Raw genomic sequence first — 18,398 nt, 5'->3', positions numbered from 1 at the left:
TCCGAAAATGCCATATCGGCTCGGGACACGCCCGTCCCGCCAACCACGCCAGGCCGCGCGGCCAAGCACCGCGCACGCCGCCAAGGAGGATTCCATGGAACTGCAATATCAGACCGGCTTCGGCAACGAATGCGCGACCGAGGCCCTGCCCGGCGCCCTGCCCGTGGGCCGCAATTCGCCGCAGCAATGCCCGTATGGCCTGTATGCCGAACAGCTGTCCGGCACCGCCTTTACCGCCCCGCGCGCCGAGAACCGCCGGTCCTGGCTCTACCGGATCCGTCCGGGCGCCCAGCACAAGCCGTTTGAAGCCTTCGATGGCGCGACGGGTTGGCTGAGCACCTTCGGCCACGGCCCGGTCACGCCGAACCAGCTGCGCTGGAGCCCGATGCCGATCCCCGACGCCCCCACCGACTTCCTGGAAGGCGTGAAGACCTGGGGCGGCAACGGCGGACCCGACGAACAGGGCGGCGTGGGCATCCACCTGTACGCCGCCAATCGCTCGATGCAGGGCCGCTACTTCTACAACGCCGACGGCGAGCTGCTGCTGGTCCCGCAGCAGGGGCGCCTGCGCCTGGCCACCGAACTGGGCCTCATCGACCTGGAACCGCTGGAAATCGCCGTCATCCCCCGCGGCGTGCGCTTCCGCGTGGAACTGCTGGATGGCGTCGCGCGCGGCTACATGCTTGAGAACTTCGGCGCGGCCCTGCGCCTGCCCGAACTGGGTCCGATCGGCTCGAACTGCCTGGCCAACGCGCGCGATTTCAAGTCGCCGGTGGCCTGGTACGAAGATGTGGAAGGCGATTTCGAGCTGATCGCCAAGTTCACGGGCGGCTTCTGGCGCGCCTCGATCGACCATTCGCCGCTGAACGTGGTGGCATGGCACGGCACGCATGCCCCCTACAAGTACGACCTGCGCAACTTCAATACCGTGGGGTCGATCAGCTTCGACCATCCCGATCCCTCGATCTTCACGGTCCTGACCGCGCCGTCCGACACGCCGGGGACGGCCAACATGGACTTCGCGATCTTCCCGCCGCGCGTCCTGGCCATGGAGAACACGTTCCGTCCGCCCTGGTTCCACCGCAACATCGCCAGCGAGTTCATGGGCCTGATCCAGGGCGTGTACGACGCCAAGGCCGACGGATTCGCACCGGGCGGCGCCAGCCTGCACAACTGCATGAGCGGGCACGGCCCGGACGCGGAGACCTTCGAGAAGGCATCCCATGCGGACACCAGCAAGGCGCACTACATCCGCGACACGATGGCGTTCATGTTCGAGACCCGCCGCGTCATCCGCCCGACGGAACAGGCGCTGTCATCGGTAGAATTGCAGGGCGACTACTACCGGTGCTGGCAGGGCATCGCAAAGCATTTCGATCCCAAGAAGGCGTGACGCGCCCGCGTCCGCCTTCCCCGCCGGCGGCGATGCGCGCAAGCGCATCGCCGCTTGGCGTTTGATTCATCCGGCGCCAGATCGGCCCGCGCGCCGGGCCAGCCCCTCATAAACACACTGAAAGAGACACGCAGCCATGACCACCGCGATCAACGAAACCCACGACCCGTCCTTGAAGAGCTGGCTTGCCAGCGCCAATGCGGACGCCTCGGATTTCCCCGTCCAGAACCTGCCCTACGCCTCGTTCCGCCGCAAGGGCACGCAGGAATCCTTCCGCCCTGGCGTGGCCATCGGCGACCAGATCCTGGACCTGGCCGCCCTGGCCGCCCAGAAGCCGTTCGAGGGCCTGGCCGCCGAAGCCCTGGCCGCGTGCGCCACCGACAGCCTGAATGCGCTGATGGCCCTGGGCCAGCCGCACTGGAGCGCCCTGCGCCTGGCCCTGTCGCGCGCGCTGCGCGAAGGCGCCGCGCTGCGCGCCACGGTCGAGCCGCTGCTGGTCGCGCAGGCCGAGGCCGAATACACCACGCCCGCCCGCATCGGCGACTACACCGACTTCTACATTTCGGTGCACCACGCCACCGCCGTGGGCAAGCAGTTCCGTCCCGACAATCCCCTGCTGCCCAACTACAAGTGGGTTCCGATCGGCTATCACGGCCGCGCCTCCAGCATCGGCGTCGACCAGAAGTTCCCGCGCCCCGTCGGCCAGACGCGTCCCGCCAATGAAGGCGAAGCGCCCCAGTTCGGCCCCTGCGCCCGCCTGGACTATGAGCTGGAGCTGGGCATCTTCGTCGGCACGGGCAACGCCCAGGGCGAACGCATCGACCTGGCCGACGCAGACGCGCACGTGTTCGGGCTGTGCATCCTGAACGACTGGTCGGCGCGCGACATCCAGGCCTGGGAATACCAGCCGCTCGGTCCCTTCCTGTCGAAGAACTTCGCGTCCACGATCTCGCCGTGGATCGTCACCATGGAGGCGCTGGAGCCGTTCCGCACGCAATGGAATCGCGGCGCGGGCGAGCCGCAGCCCATGCCCTACCTCGCCTCCGACGCCAACCGGGCCAAGGGCGCGTACGACGTGCAGATGGAAGTGCTGATGACCACCGAGCAGTCCCGCGCCGCGGGCAAGCCGCCGGCGAAGCTGTCGAGCAGCAATTTCCGCGATGCGTACTGGAACATCGCGCAGCTCATCACGCACCACACCGTCAACGGCTGCAACCTGCAGCCGGGCGACATGCTGGGCACCGGCACGCTGTCGGGCCCGCGCCCCTCGGAAGCCGGTTCGCTGCTGGAGCTGAGCAATGGCGGCAAGTCCCCGTTCGACCTGCCCTGGGGCGAAAAGCGCACGTTCCTGCAGGACGGCGACCAGATCATCATCCGCGCCGAATGCGTGAAGGCGGGCTATCCGCGCATTGGCTTCGGCGAGTGTTCCGGCGTCGTGCTGCCGGCGCGCGTCTGACGCCCCGCCGCCCGGAAATCCGCCAGGTCAGTTAGTTGGCCGGCGGGTTTCCGGCGCGCGCGACGAGCGCTTCGATCTCGTCATCCTTGGCCTGCCACTGCTGGCCGAGCCATTGGTGGAACGTGGTGCGAAAAGCCTTGTCGCGGGTGTAGTCGGCGTCGCAGAAGGCCGGCGGCACCGGCAACTGCCGCATGCGCACCACCACCTGGCCCGCGCGCCCGCAGGCAAAGTCCCAGAAGCTGGGCGCGCCGTCCGGATAGGCGATGGTGACGTCGATCATCGACCGAAAGCGCGCGCCCATGGCGTTCAGCGACACCGCCAGCCCGCCCGCCTTGGGCTTGAGCAGATGACGGTAAGGCGAGCCCTGCGCATCGCGCTTGGCTTCGGAAAAGCGGGTGCCTTCGGCAAACACCATCACGCTGGTCGGCACCAGCGAAAACTTGGCGCAGGCGCGGCGCGCGGCCTCCTGGTCCTGCCGTCCCAGATCCGGATTCTTGCGCAACGCGGCTTTGCCGTGCCGCTTCATGAAGGGAAAGTCCAGCGCCCACCACGCCAGCCCGATCACGGGCACGTAGATGAGCTGTTGCTTGAGAAAGAACTTGAGCAGCGGGATGCGCCGGTTCAGCGCGTATTGCAGGACGAAGATGTCGACCCACGACTGGTGGTTGCAATTGACCAGATACCAGTCGGCATAGCGCAGGTCCTTGTTGCCCTGGATATCCCAGCCCTGGGGCTGGATGCGCACGAACCAGCCGGTATTGCAGGACACCCACGCCGTGGCGATGCCGTTGAGCACCGGATCGACGCGCCGCCGCACCGCCGCGAAAGGCAGCGCCAGCTTCAGGAGCGACATGGGAAACAGCAGCAGGCACCAGAACAGCGTGTTCGCGGCCAGCCAGACCGCGCTGAAGACGCCCGTGATCCATGCAAGCCGGCCGCGCGGCACCGGAATCGCCATGGGACGGCGCGCGCGGGGCGCGCTGCCCTGGGCCTGAGTCAGAGTCGCCGGAGCGGCGCGGGAGGCTCCGGAGGACGGGTTCGGCGTTGTCATGGCCGCCAGTGTGCTATCGACCCGCGAAATCCGGCTTGAGCAGGATCAAGGCGGCTGGCCGCGCCGGACGCGGCACATGGCGGCGGGGTCATGGCCAAGGTCAAGGTCACGGCAGGCGGTACTTTTCCTCGCGGTACACCCAGCTTGCCCACAGCGCATGCGCCAGCGCCTCTTGCGTCAATGCGGGATCCGCGGGCTCGACCGGCGCGTAGGTTTCATCGCGCCCCACCGGCGCCGCCTCGTAGCGGAACTGGCGCGGCGCCTTGGCGGGCTCCAGCACCAGCAACTGGTCGCCCTGCAGATACCCGAAATTGTCCGCGTACTGCATGATCGCGCGGTTCGGGTCGCGTTGCGTCAGGTCCACGCCCAACATCGGGTTCACGTTGTCCAGGCCGATCAGCGACAACAGCGTCGGCGCCATGTCGATCTGGCTGACCAGGCGCTGGTCCTGCCGCGGTTCAATGCCCGCGCCCAGGATCAGCGCGGGGATCTGGAAATGCCGCACCGGCACCGGGATGGACCCGTACACGCGCGAATCGTGGTCCGCGATGACGAGAAAGACCGTGTTGTCCCAGTACGGCGCCTTGCGCGCCTTGTCGAAGAACTGGCCCAGGGCCCAGTCCGCGTAGCGCACCGTGTTGTCCACCGTGGCCGGGTCGCCCACGGGCTGGATGCGTCCGGGCGGATATTCCCACGGGGAGTGGTTGGTCACCGAGAACGCCAGCGTGAACACCGGCTTGTCGCCGTCGGCGCGCAAGAGGCGGTCCACCTGGTTGAACATGTCTTCATCCGACGCGCCCCACGATCCCTCGAAGACCGGGTCCACGAACTTGGGACGGTCCACGATCTCATCGAAGCCGTTGCCCAGGAAGAACGCCCGCATGTTGTCGAAGTGGGACTCGCCGCCGTACACGAAGCGCGAGTGGTACCCGTGCTTGCCGAGCAACTGCGCCAGCGTGAAGAACCCGGTCTGCGAGCGCGGCAGCTTGACCACCGCATCGGCCACGCTGGGCAGAAAGCCCGCCGTCACCGCCTCGATGCCGCGCACCGACCGCGTGCCCGTGGCGTAGGCGCGATGGAACATCCACCCTTCCTTGCCCAGCCTGTCGATGTTGGGCGTGAGGTCGCGTCCGCCCAGGCTGCCCACGTACTGCGCGCCCAGGCTTTCCTGCAGGATGATGACCACGTTCAGCGGCTTGTCGCGCCGCACGGTCGCCTTCTGCTCGTGCAGGCTGGGCAGGGCCGGATCCAATGGCGCGCCGGTCATGCCGGCTTTTTCGCGCACGATGGCGTTCATCTCGTCGACCGGCATCTTCGGGTACATCGCGGCCGACGAGCGTTCGTCGCGCATGCGATAGGCCGCGTCGAACACGCTGTACAGGGAATTGAGCGCCAGCGCGTTCACCATGGCGTCCGAGCTGAAGGCCACCTTGGCGGGATTGATGGGCCGATGCTCCAGCGTGCCGCGCGCGCCCAGGAACACCAGCGCCAGGATCACGAACGACGCGACCGGACGCTTCCACCACCCCATGAAGGCATCGCGCGAGCGGGTCGGGAAGAGCTTGACCGCAAGCCACGCCGCGATAACCAGCACCACGAAGGACGCCAGCAGCACGCCCTTGTAGCCCTGCCACAGCATCGAGCCGACTTCCTTGGGGTTGAGCAGATAGATGAAGTAGAGGCGATTGGGCCGCGTGTCGTATTCGGCGATGAACTGCGGCGTCGAGACCTCCAGCAGCACATACAGCATCCACCAGACGCGGAACCACCACGCGGTGATGCGTGCGGCCAGCGGCCGGTGCCCGAACCACGGCGAAAACACCGCCGGCAGCGCAATCACCATGGACAGCAGGCACACGTCGATGCGCAGTCCGCCCAACATGAGCGGCCCGAGGCCGCCGGCGGCTTCGACGCGGTCCCACATCCAGAAGGCCAGCCCCAGCCGCGACAGCGTCAGCAGCGCCAGGATCGCGAGGATGAAGCGTACGGTCAGATTGCGCATGGCGACGCCCTCCGCGCCGGGCGCGATGCCTGACCCAATAAGGAAAAAGACCTGCCGTGTGTGACGTATGAACCGTGTATGCCGCGCAAAACCATGCCGCCTCGATGACCAGAAAATGAACCGCGCCAAGAGTAACGCGGTTTCGGCGGATCACCGGCGCGGCGGCCGGCTCAAACGTTGTACGACATCACACATGCGTCGTTCGAGATGCCAGTGTGCCCGCGCGGCTACTGCGCCCGGCGCAGGCGCTCGCGGCTGTTGCTCAGGTGCGTGCGCATCGCCGCGCGCGCCGCCTCGGGGTCCTGGCGCGTGATGGCGCTGTAGATGTCTTCGTGTTCGAGATTCACGCGCGCCAGATAGGCGGCGCGGTCTTCGTGCGCGAACTTGGCGGAGTTGATGCGGGTGCGGGGGATGATGGCCGACCCCAGATGCGACATGAGGTCCGCGAAATACCGGTTGTCGGTGGACTGGGCCACCAGCAGATGGAACTGGAAATCGGGCGTGATGGTATCGCCGCCGCTACCCAGCGCCTGCTTGAAGGCATCGAGCGCGCGCCGCATGTCCTGCAGCTGCGTGTCGCTGCGCCGGATGGCAGCCAGGCCCGCGGCCTCGCTTTCCAGGCAGATGCGCAGCTCCAGCAGCACGAGGACATCGCGCACGGTGGCGATGTCCGCGGGGTCCACGCGGAAGTCTCCGCCACCGCTGGGCTCCAGCGCGTAGGTGCCCACGCCATGATGCGTTTCGACCAGCCCCGATGCCTGCAGGCGCGACAGCGCCTCGCGCACGACGGTGCGGCTTACGCCGAACTGACGCATGATTTCAGACTCGGTGGGCAGCTTGTCCCCGGGGCGGATTTCGCCGCTTCGGATGCGTTCGGAAATGCTCTCCACCAGGCCTTGCGCCAGGTTGCGGGGACGACGCTGCGGCAAAACAGAGGTATCGACAGGAGCGTTCATCAGGGATTATCCGAAAGCGGTTGCGCAGCGCTTGACGCTGAAAAATGGCGTTCATTATACTTTGCGACAGTTGTACGATAACGTACCAGACAAGTCCACTCCACCGCGCCATAACCCGAGCGTTGCGTCATGAGCCGAGCTGTCAACAACATGCCTGCATCACCCCGGTGTCCTCGTTTGTTGTTGACCGGCGCCGCCGGCAACCTGGGCCTGGTACTGCGTCCCCGATTGAAAGCCCATGCGGACATCCTGCGCGTCTCCGACGTCGCGCCCATGGCCCCCGCCCAAGCGGGCGAGGAAGTCGTCCCCTGCGATCTGGCCGACGCGTCCGCGGTATCGGCACTGGTGCACGGCGTGGACGCCATTGTCCATCTGGGCGGCGTGTCGGTGGAGCGGCCCTTCGAGGAAATCCTTCCCGCCAACATCCAGGGCGCCTACAACATCTACGAGGCGGCCCGCCTGCACGGCGTGCAGCGCGTCGTGTTCGCCAGCTCCAACCACGTCATCGGCTTCTATGAGCAGGGAAAGATGCTGGACGCCGACGTGCCGCTGCGCCCCGATGGCTACTACGGCCTGAGCAAGGCCTATGGCGAAAACCTGTCCCGCTTTTATTTCGACCGCTACGGCATCCAGACCGTGTGCCTGCGCATCGGCTCGTCGTTTCCCGAACCCAAGGACCGGCGCATGCTGGTCACCTGGCTCAGCCACGACGACCTGACGGACCTGGTCGTGCGGTCGATCTTCACCCCGGACGTCGGCCACCTGATCGTGTACGGCGCCTCGGCCAACCGGGACAGCTGGTGGGACAACCGCGGCGCGGCCGTGCTGGGCTTTGCGCCCAAGGACTCGTCCGAGCGGTTCCGCGCGCAGGTCGAAGCGCAGCCGCCGCTGGCGGCGGACGACCCCGCGGCGCGCTATCAGGGCGGCGCCTTCGTCAAGGCCGGCCCCTTCCCTTTCCCCAACGCCTGAAGACCGTCCATGCCCATGACCGCAGAACGTATAGGAACGGTATTGTGCGGCGTGGGAGAAAGCCCCGTCTGGCGCCGCGCCGACCAGGCCTATTACTGGACCGACATTCCCGGCAAGGCGCTCTGGCGCTGGACACCCGCGACCGGCGCCTTCGCGCAGTGGGCGCTGCCGCAGATGGCCGGCAGCATCGCGATGCGCGGCGACGGCTGGCTGCTGGCGATGGAAGACGGCCTCTATGCCTGCGACGCGCTGCGCGAGGACGAGCCATGCATCCCGCGCCGCCTGGCCGCCGTGGCCCACGCCGCCCCCAATATGCGTTTCAATGACGGCCGCTGCGACCGGCAGGGCCGGTTTCTTGCCGGCACCATGGTGATGGACATGAGCCTGGCCGACCCCGCGGGCGCGCTGTACCGCCTGGACGATCGAGGGGTATCCGTGCTGCTGGACGGCCTGATCGTGCCCAACGGCCTGGCCTTCAGCCCCGATGGCCGGACCATGTACCTGTCCGATTCGCACCCCTCGCGCGCGACGGTCTGGGCCTTCGACTACGACACCGCAACGGGCGAACCGCGCCACCGCCGCGTGTTCATTCCCTCCCTGCCGGCCGGCCGCCCCGACGGCGCAGCCGTGGACACGGACGGCTGCTACTGGATCTGCGGCAACGATGCCGGCAAGGTGTACCGCTACACCCCCGACGGCCGCCTGGACCGCACCCTGGACGTGCCCGCCGCGAAGGTCGCGATGTGCGCCTTCGGCGGCGCCGGACTGGACACGCTATTCGTCACATCCATCCGTCCCGCGAACGCCGCCCCCGGCTCGCCGGATGGCGCGATATTCGCCCTGCACCCCGGCGTGCAGGGCCTGGAGGAACCCGCCAGCGCCGGTTAGCACCCGATCGGCGCCGTGTCGCGCGCCACCCCGAGCAGGTCAGTGCATATCAAAGAGCTTCGGGGCCCTTTGCGGCCCTCAACGAAACGCCGTACCCCATCCGGAGGTAGACATGCTGCACCCTCACCTGAGCCGCGCCGTCCTGGCCGCGGCCGCCTTGCTGACGCTGGTTCCCGCCACCCACGCCGCCGAGCTGCGCTCCGCGGACATCCATCCCGACGATTACCCCACTGTGCAGGCCGTGCGCCACTTCGGCGAGCTGGTCAAGCAACGGACCAACGGCCGCATCACTATCAAGGTGTTTTCGGGCGGCGCGCTCGGCAACGAGGACGATTCCATCGAACAGGTGAAGCTGGGCGCGCTGGCGATGACCCGCGTGTCGAGCGCGGCCATGCACAACATCTGCCAGACCACCCGCGTGCCGTCGCTGCCGTTCCTCTTTCGCTCCAAGGAACACCTGCACAAGGTGCTGGACAGCGAGATCGGCGACCAGATCCTGCGCTCGTGCGAAGCCGCCGGATTCGTGGGGCTGGCCTGGTACGACAGCGGATCGCGCTCCATGTACACGACCAAAAAGCCCGTCAAGACGCTGGCCGACGCGAAGGGGCTGAAGATCCGCGTGCAGCAGTCGGACCTGTCCGTCGCCATGGTCGAAGCCATGGGCGGCAACGCCACGCCGATGCCCATGGGCGAGGTCTACACCTCGCTCAAGACCGGGCTGGTGGACGCGGCCGAGAACAATTTCCCCAGCTACGAGAGCGCGCATCACTACGAGGTGGCCAAGTTCTACTCGCTGACCGAGCACACCATGACGCCCGAGATCCTGATCTTCTCCAAGCGCCAGTGGGACAAGCTGCCGCCCGATGACCAGAAGATCCTGCGCGAGGCCGCGCGTGAATCGGTGCCGTTCATGCGCAAGCTGTGGGACGAGCGCGAGCAGAAGTCGCGCGCCGTGGTCGAGAAGGCTGGCTCGCAGATCTCGGCGGTCGACAAGCCCTCGTTCCAGGGCGCGATGAAGCCCGTGTACGACCGCTTCGTCACCACCCCTGAAATGAAAGACCTGGTCGCCAAGATCCAGGCCGTGCAGTGAGGACATCATGTTGGCCACACCCACGAATGAACCAGATGTCGCCGCGGGGGGCCGGGCGCAAGCCCTGGCTGCCCCGCTGGATGCCTACTCGCGCGGCTGCGCCCGGCTGGCGCGGGCCTGCATGTGGACCAGCGTGTTCGGGCTGGTCTGCCTGATCATCGCCGTCACGCTGCAGATCGTCGGGCGGCACGTCCTGAACAACACGCCGACCTGGGCGGAAAGCCTGGCCCTCCTGCTGGTGCTGTACGTCACAATGCTGGGCGCCGCGGTCGGCGTGCGCGACGCCGGCCACATCGGCTTCGAGTCCCTGCTCGACGCCCTGCCGGCCGGCGGGCAGCGGCGGCTGCGCATCTTCATCCATCTGCTCGTGCTGCTGTTCGGCGTGCTGATGGCCTGGAATTGCGCCGTGCTGGCCGAATCCGTCGCGGCCTACAAGATTCCCAACCTGGGGATCTCCAACGCGTGGAAGTACATTCCTGCAACCCTGTCGGGCACCTTGATCGCGCTCTTTTCCATCGAGCACATCATCGCGATCCTGCGCAACCAGAAGGTGGTACCGGCATGGCGCTGACGCTGCTTTCCTTTACCTTCATGGGATTCCTGGTGATCGGCGTGCCGGTGGCCTTCGCCATCGGGCTGTCGTCCCTCACGGCCATCATGGTTGAGGACCTGCCGCTGGCGGTGGCCTTCCAGCAGATGACCTCGGGCATGAACGCCTTCTCGTTCCTGGCCATCCCCTTCTTCATCTTCACGGGCGAACTGATGCTGTACGGCGGCATCGCGGACCGCATCGTCGCGTTCGCCAAATCGCTGGTGGGCCATGTGCGCGGTGGCCTGGGCATGTCCAACGTGGTCGCCTGCACGCTGTTCGGCGGCGTGTCGGGGTCGCCCGTGGCGGACGTGTCGGCGATGGGCTCGGTGATGATCCCGATGATGAAGCGCGAGGGCTATCACGCCGACTACGCGGTGAACGTCACCACGCACGCGGCGCTGGTGGGCGCGCTGATGCCGACCAGCCACAACATCATCATCTACACGCTGGCCGCGGGCGGCAAGGTGTCCATCGCGGCGCTGATCGCGGCGGGCGTGGTGCCTGCCCTGATCCTGACCGCCTGCAACCTGGCGGCGGCGTACTTCGTGGCGCGCAAGCGGGGGTATCCGGCCGGCACCTTCCCGGGCTGGCACATCGTGTTCCGCTCGCTGGTGGCCGCGGCGCCGGGGCTGTTCGTGGTGGTGCTGATCATCGCGGGCATCCTGAGCGGCGTCTTCACCGCGACGGAATCGGCGGCGGTGGCGGTGCTGTATGCGCTGGCGCTGACGATCTTCGTCTACCGCTCGCTGACCTGGGACCAGTTCGTGCGCGCGGCCAGCAAGGCGGTCAAGACCACGGGCGTGGTGCTGCTGCTGATCGGCATTTCCGCCACGTTCGGCTACCTGATCAGCTTCTATGGCGTGGCCGAAAAGACCGGTCAGCTCATGGCGTCCATCTCGACGGAACCCTGGGCGATCTTCCTGATGGTCAACATCATCCTGTTCGTGCTGGGCACGTTCCTGGACATGGCCGCCACCATCCTGATCTGCACGCCGATCTTCCTGCCGATCTGCATGCAGTACGGCATGGGGCCGGTGCAGTTCGGCATGGTCCTGCTGCTGAACTGCGCGCTGGGGCTGAACACGCCGCCGGTGGGCACCACGCAGTTCGTGGGATGCGCCATCGGCGGGGTCTCCGTGGGCACGGTCATGCGCACCATCTGGCCGTTCTACGGCGCGCTGCTGGCGGCGCTGGCGCTGGTGACCTACGTGCCGGCGTTTTCGCTGTGGCTGCCGGGCGTGCTGCTCAACTGACGCCCGGCGCGCGGGGCGGGCCGCCAGCGGTCCGCCCCGCGATCAACGGATAGAAAAAGACCGCCGCCAGCAGCCACATCAGCGCGGCCGACCAGATCGTCTGGCTGAGGAAATGCGCGCCCTGCAGGATGCGCACGGCCGAAAAGCCCACACCGCCCGCCACGCCGACCGCCAGGCCGGCCCAGCGCCACGCGGGCCGTCCCAGCGCCCAGCCCGCGAAATACAGGCTGAGCAGCGCGTACCCCGCGCCGGCATGGCCGCTGGGCAGGGCGCCCCCCGCGCGGGCACGCGCCCACGTCCACCAGTGCACCGGATAGGGGGTGTAGCCGCCCAGCGTTTCCAGGTCGTAGGGGCGCGGCAGCATCGTGTGATGCTTGAGCTGGTTGATCAGGAGCTGTCCCGTCAGGCACGTGGCCGCCACCGCCAGCGCCACGCCGCGCCAGCGCCGCCACGCCGGGATGCGGAAGCTGGCCACGGCGACGCCCGCCGCGGCCAGGCCCACGCCGATCGGCAGGGCCAGCACGATGCGATGGCCCAGGAGTTCGAGCCAGCGGCTGGCGTGCAGCGGAAAGTCGTCGAGCGCCGGGTCGAACAGGGCCCGCGCGATGTGCATGTCCAGCCCCGAATCCTGGGTCCACCACGCAAGACAGGCGAGGATCAGCGGCAGGCCCACGACGTGGGTGAGCAGATAGCAGGCCGGGGTTGGCGCGCGCGGCGCCGGCAGCAAGGGGGACGGCATGGACGGAAATTTCCAGACGGTTCGGGCAGCGCACTGTACGGGCCCGGCAGTCGAAAATTCGTCAAATCCGCGTATGGGGTTCGGCCGCGGGGGCGTTGTCAAAGCGCAGCAGGAAGCGCGTCCCTCGAACCGGGCCGTGCGCCTGCGAGGATTCGACGGACAGCGCCCAGCCCTGCATGTCGCAGACCCGCTTGGCAATCGCCAGGCCCAGCCCGCGCGTCGTCTCGGCGCCGCCATCCATCGCCGAATCGCGCAGGCGGCCGCGGAAATAGCGGCGGAACAGGAAGGGCAGGTCGGCGGCGGCGATGCCCTTGCCGTCGTCGCGCAGCGCCAGAACGCCCTGCGCGTCCAGCGCCGCCGTCAGGGTGGCCGGCGCGGCGTGCTCAATGGCGTTGCGCACCAGGTTGCGCAGCACGGTCAGCAAGGCGTAGCGGTCCAGCGTCAGCACGTGGCCGGCAGGGATACGGTTGTCGAAACGCAGGTTCGCCAGCTTCGCCTGCGCGGCATAGCCGCGCCAGGCGTCATCCATGCACTCGGCGAGGTCCACGGGTTCGGGCTCGCGCAATTGGTCGCGGGCCATCGCGCGCGCGCTCTCCAGGCTGACGATGACGTCGTCGACGTTGTCGACCACGCGCGTGAGCCGTTGCTGCTGGTCCGGCGTCAGCGTCTGCGTCAGGAGCATGAGTTCGCTGTCGGAGCGAATCGCCGCGAGCGGCGTACGCACCTCATGGCTGAGATTGCCGGCGAATTCGCGTTCGCGGGCGATGGACCGGTCCACCTGGTTCTGCACGCGGTTGAAGGCCTCGATGAGCCGCCCGGCCTCGTCGTCGCGGGTGACAGCCAGGTCGGGCGAGCCGGGGGCCCAGGTCGACAGCCGGTCCGTCAGGTCGAGCAGCGGACCGACCGCCACCGCCGCCACCCGCCGCGACAGGGCGTACGCCAGCACCACGCAGAGCGCGCCCACACCCAGCACGATGAGGCCGAAATCGCGGACCCGCTCTTCGTTGTCGGTCGCGTCGTACAGCAGATACACCGTGCCGCGGCCGGTCTCGGCCACCATCACATGCCAGGTGTAGGCGCCCGGTTCGATCAGATGCAGCCCGTTTTCCAGCGAGAGCAATTCGGGCGGCATGCCGGCGGGCGGCTGGCCGTCGGCGCTGAGCCAGGCGCGCATGGAACCGCCCAGCTCGCGGGCGCCATGGCGCGGCAGAAATTCGTCGCTGCTGCGGGCATGCTGGACCAGGCGGTCCATTTCCGTGTTGAGGATGTCGTTGACCAGATCGTCTTCCATCTGGTCGAACGTCAGGTACGCCAGCAGGGCAAGCGCCGTGACGAACAGCGCGACCGTTCCCGTCAGCGCCCACACGACGCGCTGGGTCAACGTGCCGGCGGCGGCGCGGCTCATGAGGACGCGCCGGGCAGCGTGAGGCGCCAGCCGGTGCCGTGCACGGTCTCGATGCCGTCAAAGCCCGCGTCGGCCAGCGCGCGCCGCAGCAGGTGGACCTGGCTGCGCAGCGCGTCGGACGAGGGCGGCTCGTTGCCCCACAACGCCGATTCCAGCTCTTCGCGCCGCACGACGCGGCCCGGATCGCGCAGCAGGACCTCGATGATGAGACAGGCCTTGCGGGTCAGATGAACGGGAACGTCGTTGACCGACACCGCGCGGCTGCGCGTGTCGAACTGCAAGGGGCCGAAGGCGCGCACGGCGTCCACCGTGGAGCCCTTGGCGCGCTGGATCAGGGCCAGCAGCCGGGCTTCCACCTCGAGCAGCGCGAACGGCTTGGTGAGGTAGTCGTCCGCCCCGTGCGAGAAACCCGCCAGCTTGTCTTCCAGGCTGTCGCGCGCGGTCAGCATGAGCACCGGCACGTCCAGCCGCCTTTGCGTGCGCATGTCATGCAGCACGGCGTTGCCGTCCATGCCGGGCAGGCCGATGTCCAGCAGCACGGCATCGAACCGCTGCTCCTGCAGACGCTGCAGGGCGGCCGGCCCGCTATAGGCCACGTCGGGGAGAAAGCCGCGCGCCTCCAGGAAGCTGTAAAGGTTGCCGGCGATGGTGGGGTCGTCCTCGACGATCAGCACCCGGTAATGCGCACCCGCTGCGGGACTGGCTGCCATGGTTTGCGTCCTGGACGTGTCAGGCCTGCAGCACCTTGCCGGGGTTCATCAGGCCCTGCGGATCCAGCGCGCGCTTGATCCGCCGCATCAGCGCAAGTTCGACCGGCTGCTTGTAGCGCGGCAGTTCGTCGCGCTTGAGCTGCCCGACGCCGTGCTCGGCACTGATGGAACCCTGGTGCGCGTGCACGCTGTCGTGCACCACGCCGTAGATTTCGCTTTGCAGCGCCAGCAGCTCGGCTTCGGTCTGCCCCGGCGCATTGGCTACGTTGTAGTGCAGGTTGCCGTCGCCCAGATGGCCGAAGATCACGTGGCGCACGCCCGGAAAGCGCGCCTGCAACAAGGCGTTGGTCTTGTGCACGAAGCCCGCGATGGACGAGATGGGGATCGACACGTCATGCTTGACCGACTTGCCGAGTTCAGCCTCGGCCAGCGGAATGCTTTCGCGCAGGTGCCACAGCGCCTTGCTCTGCGACACATTGGCGGCGATGGCGGCGTCGTTCACCAGGCCGGCCTCGATGGCCTCGCCCAGCACGCTCTCGAAGCGTTCGCGCGCGTGGCTTTCGCTTTCGCTGTCGGACAGTTCCAGCAGGGCGAACCATGGCGAGGCAGCCGATTCGCCTTCGAATGGCAGGCGCTGCTGCGGGAACAGCCGCACCACGCCTTGCAGGCAGGCGCCGCTCATGAGTTCAAAGCCGGTCAGCGAGGCGCCGAACCCGGCCCGGGCGCGCGACAGGACCTCGACGGCGTTGTCGATGCTGTCCAGCGTCAGCAGCGCGGTGCAGGACGCCACCGGACGCGGATACAGCTTGAGCGTGGCGGCGGTGATGATGCCCAGGGTGCCTTCGCTGCCGATGTAGAGGTCGCGCAGGTCGTAGCCGGTGTTGTCCTTGCGCAGGCCGCGCAAGCCGTCCCAGATCTCGCCTTCCGCGGTCACGACCTCCAGTCCCAGCGTGAGGTCGCGCGCGTTGCCATAGCGCAGCACCTGCGTGCCGCCGGCATTGGTCGCCAGATTGCCGCCGATGGTGCAGCTGCCTTCGGCGGCCAGGCTCAGCGGAAACAGCCGGTTCGCGGCCGCGGCGGCCTCCTGGACGGCCTGCAGGATGCAGCCGGCTTCCACGGTGATGGTGTCGTTGTCGGTGTCCAGCGCGCGCACGGCGGTGAGCCGGGTGGTGGACAGGACGACGGCGCTGCCGGAGTCGTCCGGGGTGGCGCCCCCGCACAGGCCGGTATTGCCCCCTTGCGGCACCACGGGCACGCCGTGCTGCGCGCACAGCTTGATCGCGGCGGCCACTTCCGCGGTCGCCCCGGGGCGGATCACCGCCAGCGCCGCGCCGCGATAGCGCCGGCGCCAATCCAGCACATAGGACTCGGCGTCGTCGCCCGTCAGGACGTGGGAATCGCCCAGGAGGGCCTGTAGATCGCTCAGCAGTGTCATGGATGCCGCACAAGAGGTAGGCCCGGCCGCGAGGGCCGGGCGCTGTTCATCGGATGTGCGGACTATTGTAGGGGCTGGGCGGCCCGCCCTGAAGCCCCGCCTGTCAGCCGACCGCCTGGTCCAGCCGCGTGCCCGTCATGCCAGTGCAGAACGCCCGGGAGGCGATGCGCTCCATCAGGAAGGCGCGGTCCACGCCCGCGGGGCCGGGCAGTTCGGACAGGGCGCGATAGGCGCGGCGCAGCACTTCGCCGCGCGTCGCGCCGCAGATCATGAGATGGGTGCTCGGCAGGCGGCGATCGCCGCAGCCGTCGATGCGCACTTCCAGCACGTGCGCGGCGATGGGATCGTGTTCGGCGATCGGCATGGCCGGCGTGCGGGCCTGCGCATGGGCGTCGATGACGCGGAACACGCCGCTGCGGTCGTCGAGCGAGAACGACACCGTGCCGGCAGCCTGCCAGCCGCGGTCCCGGGCCACGCTGGCCGCCACGGTGCGCAGCGCGCTTTCGATCGAGGCGGCCAGGTGCGGCGCCGGGCATTCCGCGATCAGGACGCGGGCATCGCGCCAGACGCTGCGTTCCCAGGCGCGGCCGGTGGCCAGTTCGCCGGTGGCCGCTGCAAACACGTGGATATCGAGCCGGCGTTCCCGGCCGGCCGCTGGCCCGGCAAAGTCCGTGGGTGGTCCCCGCCTGCTGGTGGCGCCGCCCGATGACATGACTGTGGATACTTTGGCGCCCATGGCCCCTCCTGGTCTTTCTGCTTGCATGGCAAGCGTATCACCTTCGGATGACGAGCAACTTTTGTGCCATCCCTGGCCACCCCGCGCGCCCCTGCGGACGGCCTGCCGGACGGCTGGTGCATGCACCGCAATCAGGCCGCGCCGCCCCAGGCGGCGCACCATCGCGGGGCAAGTCGCCACCGGGAAAACGCCCTACTCCGCCCGAAGGATGAAGGCCCCTGCGCCGATGGGGGATAATCCAGCTTTGACCCCTAGTCATAGCGGATTGGAGGTACGGGTTTACCACTACCCGACCGTCGCCGCGCTGTCCCCCTAACAAGGAATCGTCGTGGGCAACAATACACAATTTCCGGCCTCCGTTTTCAAGGCCTATGACATCCGCGGCACCGTGCCGGACCTGATCGACGCCCCCTTCGCCCGTTCGCTGGGCGTGGCGCTCGCCGCCCGCGCCCGCGCGGAAGGCGTCCAGACGCTGGTGGTCGGGCGCGACGGCCGGCTCAGCAGCGAAATGCTGTCGCTCGCGCTGCAGGAAGGCATGCTCGAAGGCGGCGTGGACACGCTGGACGTCGGCATGGTCCCCACCCCGCTCGTCTACTTTGCCGCGAACATCATGCAGACCGGCTCGGGCGTGGCCATCACGGGCAGCCACAATCCGCCGAAGTACAACGGCTTCAAGATGATGATGGGCGGACGCGCGCTGTATGGCGACGACGTCCAGCAACTGGCCCAGGCCATGAACGGCGATGCGCCCGCCCCGGCGGCCGCCGCCGGCACGCGCCGCCAGCTCGACCTGGTGCAGACCTACATCGCGCGCGTCGCCTCCGGCGTCAAGCTTGCGCGTCCCATGAAGATCGCCATCGACTGCGGCAACGGCGTGGCCGGCGCGGTCGCCCCGCAGCTCTTTCGCGCGCTGGGCTGCGAGGTCGACGAGCTGTTCTGCGACGTGGACGGCAACTTCCCCAACCATCATCCCGATCCCGCCGAACCCAAGAACCTGCAGGACCTGATCAAGCACGTCGCCGAAACCGACTGCGAACTGGGCCTGGCCTTCGACGGCGATGGCGACCGCCTGGGCGTGGTCACCAAGTCCGGCCAGATCATCTGGCCCGACCGCCAACTGGTGCTGTTCGCCCGCGACGTGCTGGAACGCAATCCCGGCGCCACCATCATTTACGACGTGAAGTGCAGCCGCCATGTGGGCCTGTCCGTCGAAGCCGCCGGCGGCGCCCCCCTGATGTGGAAGACGGGCCATTCGCTGGTCAAGGCCAAGCTGGCCGAAACCGGCGCGCCGCTGGCCGGCGAGATGAGCGGGCACATTTTCTTCAAGGAACGCTGGTACGGCTTTGACGACGGCCTGTATACCGGCGCGCGCCTGCTGGAGATCGTGTCGCGCTTTGCCGATCCCTGCGCCCCGCTGGAAGACTTGCCGCAGGACGTTTCCACGCCGGAACTCAAGCTCGAAATGGAAGAGGGCCAGCCCTTCACGCTGGTCAAGGCGCTGCAGGAGCAGGGCCAGTTCCCCGACGCCAAGCGCGTGATCACGATCGACGGCGTGCGCGCCGAGTACGCCGACGGCTTCGGCCTGGCGCGCCCGTCGAACACCACGCCGGTCGTCGTGCTGCGGTTCGAAGCGCAGAGCGAGGAGGCGTTGGCCCGCATCCAGGCGGACTTCCGACGCGAACTCGGCAAGCTCGCGCCCAACGCCTCGCTGCCGTTCTGATCC

16 protein-coding genes are annotated in these 18,398 nt (G+C 68.1%); 8 read left to right on the top strand and 8 right to left on the bottom strand.

Annotated elements, in window-relative coordinates:
• The first annotated feature begins 94 nt into the window (after nucleotides 1–94).
• Nucleotides 95–1,393: a homogentisate 1,2-dioxygenase gene (gene hmgA, locus BMW75_RS17210; protein ID WP_092581124.1), complete on the top strand. Its 1,299-nt coding sequence runs from the start codon at nucleotides 95–97 to the stop codon at nucleotides 1,391–1,393.
• Nucleotides 1,394–1,529: 136 nt separating this feature from the next.
• Nucleotides 1,530–2,849 carry a fumarylacetoacetase gene (fahA, locus tag BMW75_RS17205; protein ID WP_092581122.1) on the top strand — a complete coding sequence of 440 codons (1,320 nt, stop codon included), beginning with the start codon at nucleotides 1,530–1,532 and terminating at the stop codon, nucleotides 2,847–2,849.
• A gap of 31 nt (nucleotides 2,850–2,880) precedes the next feature.
• Here the strand turns inward: fahA and BMW75_RS17200 are convergent, their stop codons facing one another.
• The 3 genes from BMW75_RS17200 to BMW75_RS17190 form a co-directional block, all read right to left on the bottom strand.
• The gene (locus tag BMW75_RS17200; protein ID WP_254792048.1) at nucleotides 2,881–3,900 is read right to left on the bottom strand and encodes an acyltransferase; all 1,020 of its coding nucleotides are present in this window, start codon (nucleotides 3,898–3,900) and stop codon (nucleotides 2,881–2,883) included.
• A gap of 106 nt (nucleotides 3,901–4,006) precedes the next feature.
• Entirely contained in the window at nucleotides 4,007–5,902 is a 1,896-nt protein-coding gene (locus BMW75_RS17195) for an LTA synthase family protein (RefSeq protein ID WP_092581118.1), read from the bottom strand.
• Between the two features lie 227 nt (nucleotides 5,903–6,129).
• Nucleotides 6,130–6,858, bottom strand: coding sequence for a FadR/GntR family transcriptional regulator (locus tag BMW75_RS17190; protein WP_092581116.1), 729 nt, complete (start codon nucleotides 6,856–6,858; stop codon nucleotides 6,130–6,132).
• A 129-nt stretch (nucleotides 6,859–6,987) separates the two neighbouring features.
• On the opposite strand from BMW75_RS17190, the gene BMW75_RS17185 reads away from it, so the two are divergent.
• The 5 genes from BMW75_RS17185 (at nucleotide 6,988) to BMW75_RS17165 (ending at nucleotide 11,650) form a co-directional block, all read left to right on the top strand.
• Nucleotides 6,988–7,827 (top strand): NAD-dependent epimerase/dehydratase family protein, encoded by an 840-nt coding sequence (locus BMW75_RS17185; RefSeq protein WP_092581114.1) that lies wholly within the window; start codon nucleotides 6,988–6,990, stop codon nucleotides 7,825–7,827.
• 9 nt (nucleotides 7,828–7,836) lie between these two features.
• Entirely contained in the window at nucleotides 7,837–8,715 is an 879-nt protein-coding gene (locus tag BMW75_RS17180) for an SMP-30/gluconolactonase/LRE family protein (protein ID WP_092581112.1), read from the top strand.
• Between the two features lie 112 nt (nucleotides 8,716–8,827).
• The gene (locus tag BMW75_RS17175; RefSeq protein ID WP_076516759.1) at nucleotides 8,828–9,805 is read left to right on the top strand and encodes a TRAP transporter substrate-binding protein; all 978 of its coding nucleotides are present in this window, start codon (nucleotides 8,828–8,830) and stop codon (nucleotides 9,803–9,805) included.
• 7 nt (nucleotides 9,806–9,812) lie between these two features.
• Nucleotides 9,813–10,376, top strand: coding sequence for a TRAP transporter small permease (locus BMW75_RS17170; RefSeq protein WP_092581110.1), 564 nt, complete (start codon nucleotides 9,813–9,815; stop codon nucleotides 10,374–10,376).
• Nucleotides 10,367–11,650 (top strand): TRAP transporter large permease, encoded by a 1,284-nt coding sequence (locus tag BMW75_RS17165; protein ID WP_092581108.1) that lies wholly within the window; start codon nucleotides 10,367–10,369, stop codon nucleotides 11,648–11,650. The genes BMW75_RS17170 and BMW75_RS17165 overlap by 10 nt, the downstream gene beginning before the upstream one ends.
• Here the strand turns inward: BMW75_RS17165 and BMW75_RS17160 are convergent.
• The 5 genes from BMW75_RS17160 to BMW75_RS17140 form a co-directional block, all read right to left on the bottom strand.
• Nucleotides 11,643–12,389 carry a phosphatase PAP2 family protein gene (locus BMW75_RS17160; RefSeq protein WP_254792047.1) on the bottom strand — a complete coding sequence of 249 codons (747 nt, stop codon included), beginning with the start codon at nucleotides 12,387–12,389 and terminating at the stop codon, nucleotides 11,643–11,645. The two genes, BMW75_RS17165 and BMW75_RS17160, sit on opposite strands and share 8 nt — an antisense overlap.
• Before the next feature lie 61 nt (nucleotides 12,390–12,450).
• Entirely contained in the window at nucleotides 12,451–13,794 is a 1,344-nt protein-coding gene (locus BMW75_RS17155; RefSeq protein WP_092581104.1) for a sensor histidine kinase, read from the bottom strand.
• Nucleotides 13,791–14,504 (bottom strand): response regulator transcription factor, encoded by a 714-nt coding sequence (locus BMW75_RS17150; protein WP_092581102.1) that lies wholly within the window; start codon nucleotides 14,502–14,504, stop codon nucleotides 13,791–13,793. Before BMW75_RS17150 ends, BMW75_RS17155 begins: the two co-directional genes overlap by 4 nt.
• Before the next feature lie 19 nt (nucleotides 14,505–14,523).
• The gene (locus BMW75_RS17145; protein WP_092581100.1) at nucleotides 14,524–15,939 is read right to left on the bottom strand and encodes an FAD-binding oxidoreductase; all 1,416 of its coding nucleotides are present in this window, start codon (nucleotides 15,937–15,939) and stop codon (nucleotides 14,524–14,526) included.
• A 103-nt stretch (nucleotides 15,940–16,042) separates the two neighbouring features.
• Nucleotides 16,043–16,675 carry a BPTD_3102 family carboxylase-like protein gene (locus BMW75_RS17140; RefSeq protein WP_092581098.1) on the bottom strand — a complete coding sequence of 211 codons (633 nt, stop codon included), beginning with the start codon at nucleotides 16,673–16,675 and terminating at the stop codon, nucleotides 16,043–16,045.
• A 328-nt stretch (nucleotides 16,676–17,003) separates the two neighbouring features.
• Here BMW75_RS17140 and BMW75_RS17135 point away from each other — a divergent pair, with 328 nt between their 5' ends.
• Nucleotides 17,004–18,395 carry a phosphomannomutase/phosphoglucomutase gene (locus BMW75_RS17135; RefSeq protein WP_076516772.1) on the top strand — a complete coding sequence of 464 codons (1,392 nt, stop codon included), beginning with the start codon at nucleotides 17,004–17,006 and terminating at the stop codon, nucleotides 18,393–18,395.
• Nucleotides 18,396–18,398: the final 3 nt, after the last annotated feature.

The sequence above is a fragment of the Achromobacter sp. NFACC18-2 genome (assembly GCF_900108985.1).
Classification (GTDB): domain Bacteria; phylum Pseudomonadota; class Gammaproteobacteria; order Burkholderiales; family Burkholderiaceae_B; genus Achromobacter.
Note: the sequence above shows the minus strand (reverse complement) of the source record. Positions and strands in the feature narration are given on the sequence as shown.

Coding starts and splice junctions, on each gene's coding strand:
- fahA (WP_092581122.1), top strand. CDS start 1,530: ATGACCACCGCGATCAACGAAACCCACGACCCGTCCTTGAAGAGCTGG.
- BMW75_RS17195 (WP_092581118.1), bottom strand. CDS start 5,902: ATGCGCAATCTGACCGTACGCTTCATCCTCGCGATCCTGGCGCTGCTG.
- BMW75_RS17170 (WP_092581110.1), top strand. CDS start 9,813: ATGTTGGCCACACCCACGAATGAACCAGATGTCGCCGCGGGGGGCCGG.
- BMW75_RS17180 (WP_092581112.1), top strand. CDS start 7,837: ATGCCCATGACCGCAGAACGTATAGGAACGGTATTGTGCGGCGTGGGA.
- hmgA (WP_092581124.1), top strand. CDS start 95: ATGGAACTGCAATATCAGACCGGCTTCGGCAACGAATGCGCGACCGAG.
- BMW75_RS17155 (WP_092581104.1), bottom strand. CDS start 13,794: ATGAGCCGCGCCGCCGCCGGCACGTTGACCCAGCGCGTCGTGTGGGCG.
- BMW75_RS17190 (WP_092581116.1), bottom strand. CDS start 6,858: ATGAACGCTCCTGTCGATACCTCTGTTTTGCCGCAGCGTCGTCCCCGC.
- BMW75_RS17175 (WP_076516759.1), top strand. CDS start 8,828: ATGCTGCACCCTCACCTGAGCCGCGCCGTCCTGGCCGCGGCCGCCTTG.
- BMW75_RS17145 (WP_092581100.1), bottom strand. CDS start 15,939: ATGACACTGCTGAGCGATCTACAGGCCCTCCTGGGCGATTCCCACGTC.
- BMW75_RS17160 (WP_254792047.1), bottom strand. CDS start 12,389: ATGCCGTCCCCCTTGCTGCCGGCGCCGCGCGCGCCAACCCCGGCCTGC.
- BMW75_RS17150 (WP_092581102.1), bottom strand. CDS start 14,504: ATGGCAGCCAGTCCCGCAGCGGGTGCGCATTACCGGGTGCTGATCGTC.
- BMW75_RS17200 (WP_254792048.1), bottom strand. CDS start 3,900: ATGACAACGCCGAACCCGTCCTCCGGAGCCTCCCGCGCCGCTCCGGCG.
- BMW75_RS17165 (WP_092581108.1), top strand. CDS start 10,367: ATGGCGCTGACGCTGCTTTCCTTTACCTTCATGGGATTCCTGGTGATC.
- BMW75_RS17140 (WP_092581098.1), bottom strand. CDS start 16,675: ATGGGCGCCAAAGTATCCACAGTCATGTCATCGGGCGGCGCCACCAGC.
- BMW75_RS17185 (WP_092581114.1), top strand. CDS start 6,988: ATGAGCCGAGCTGTCAACAACATGCCTGCATCACCCCGGTGTCCTCGT.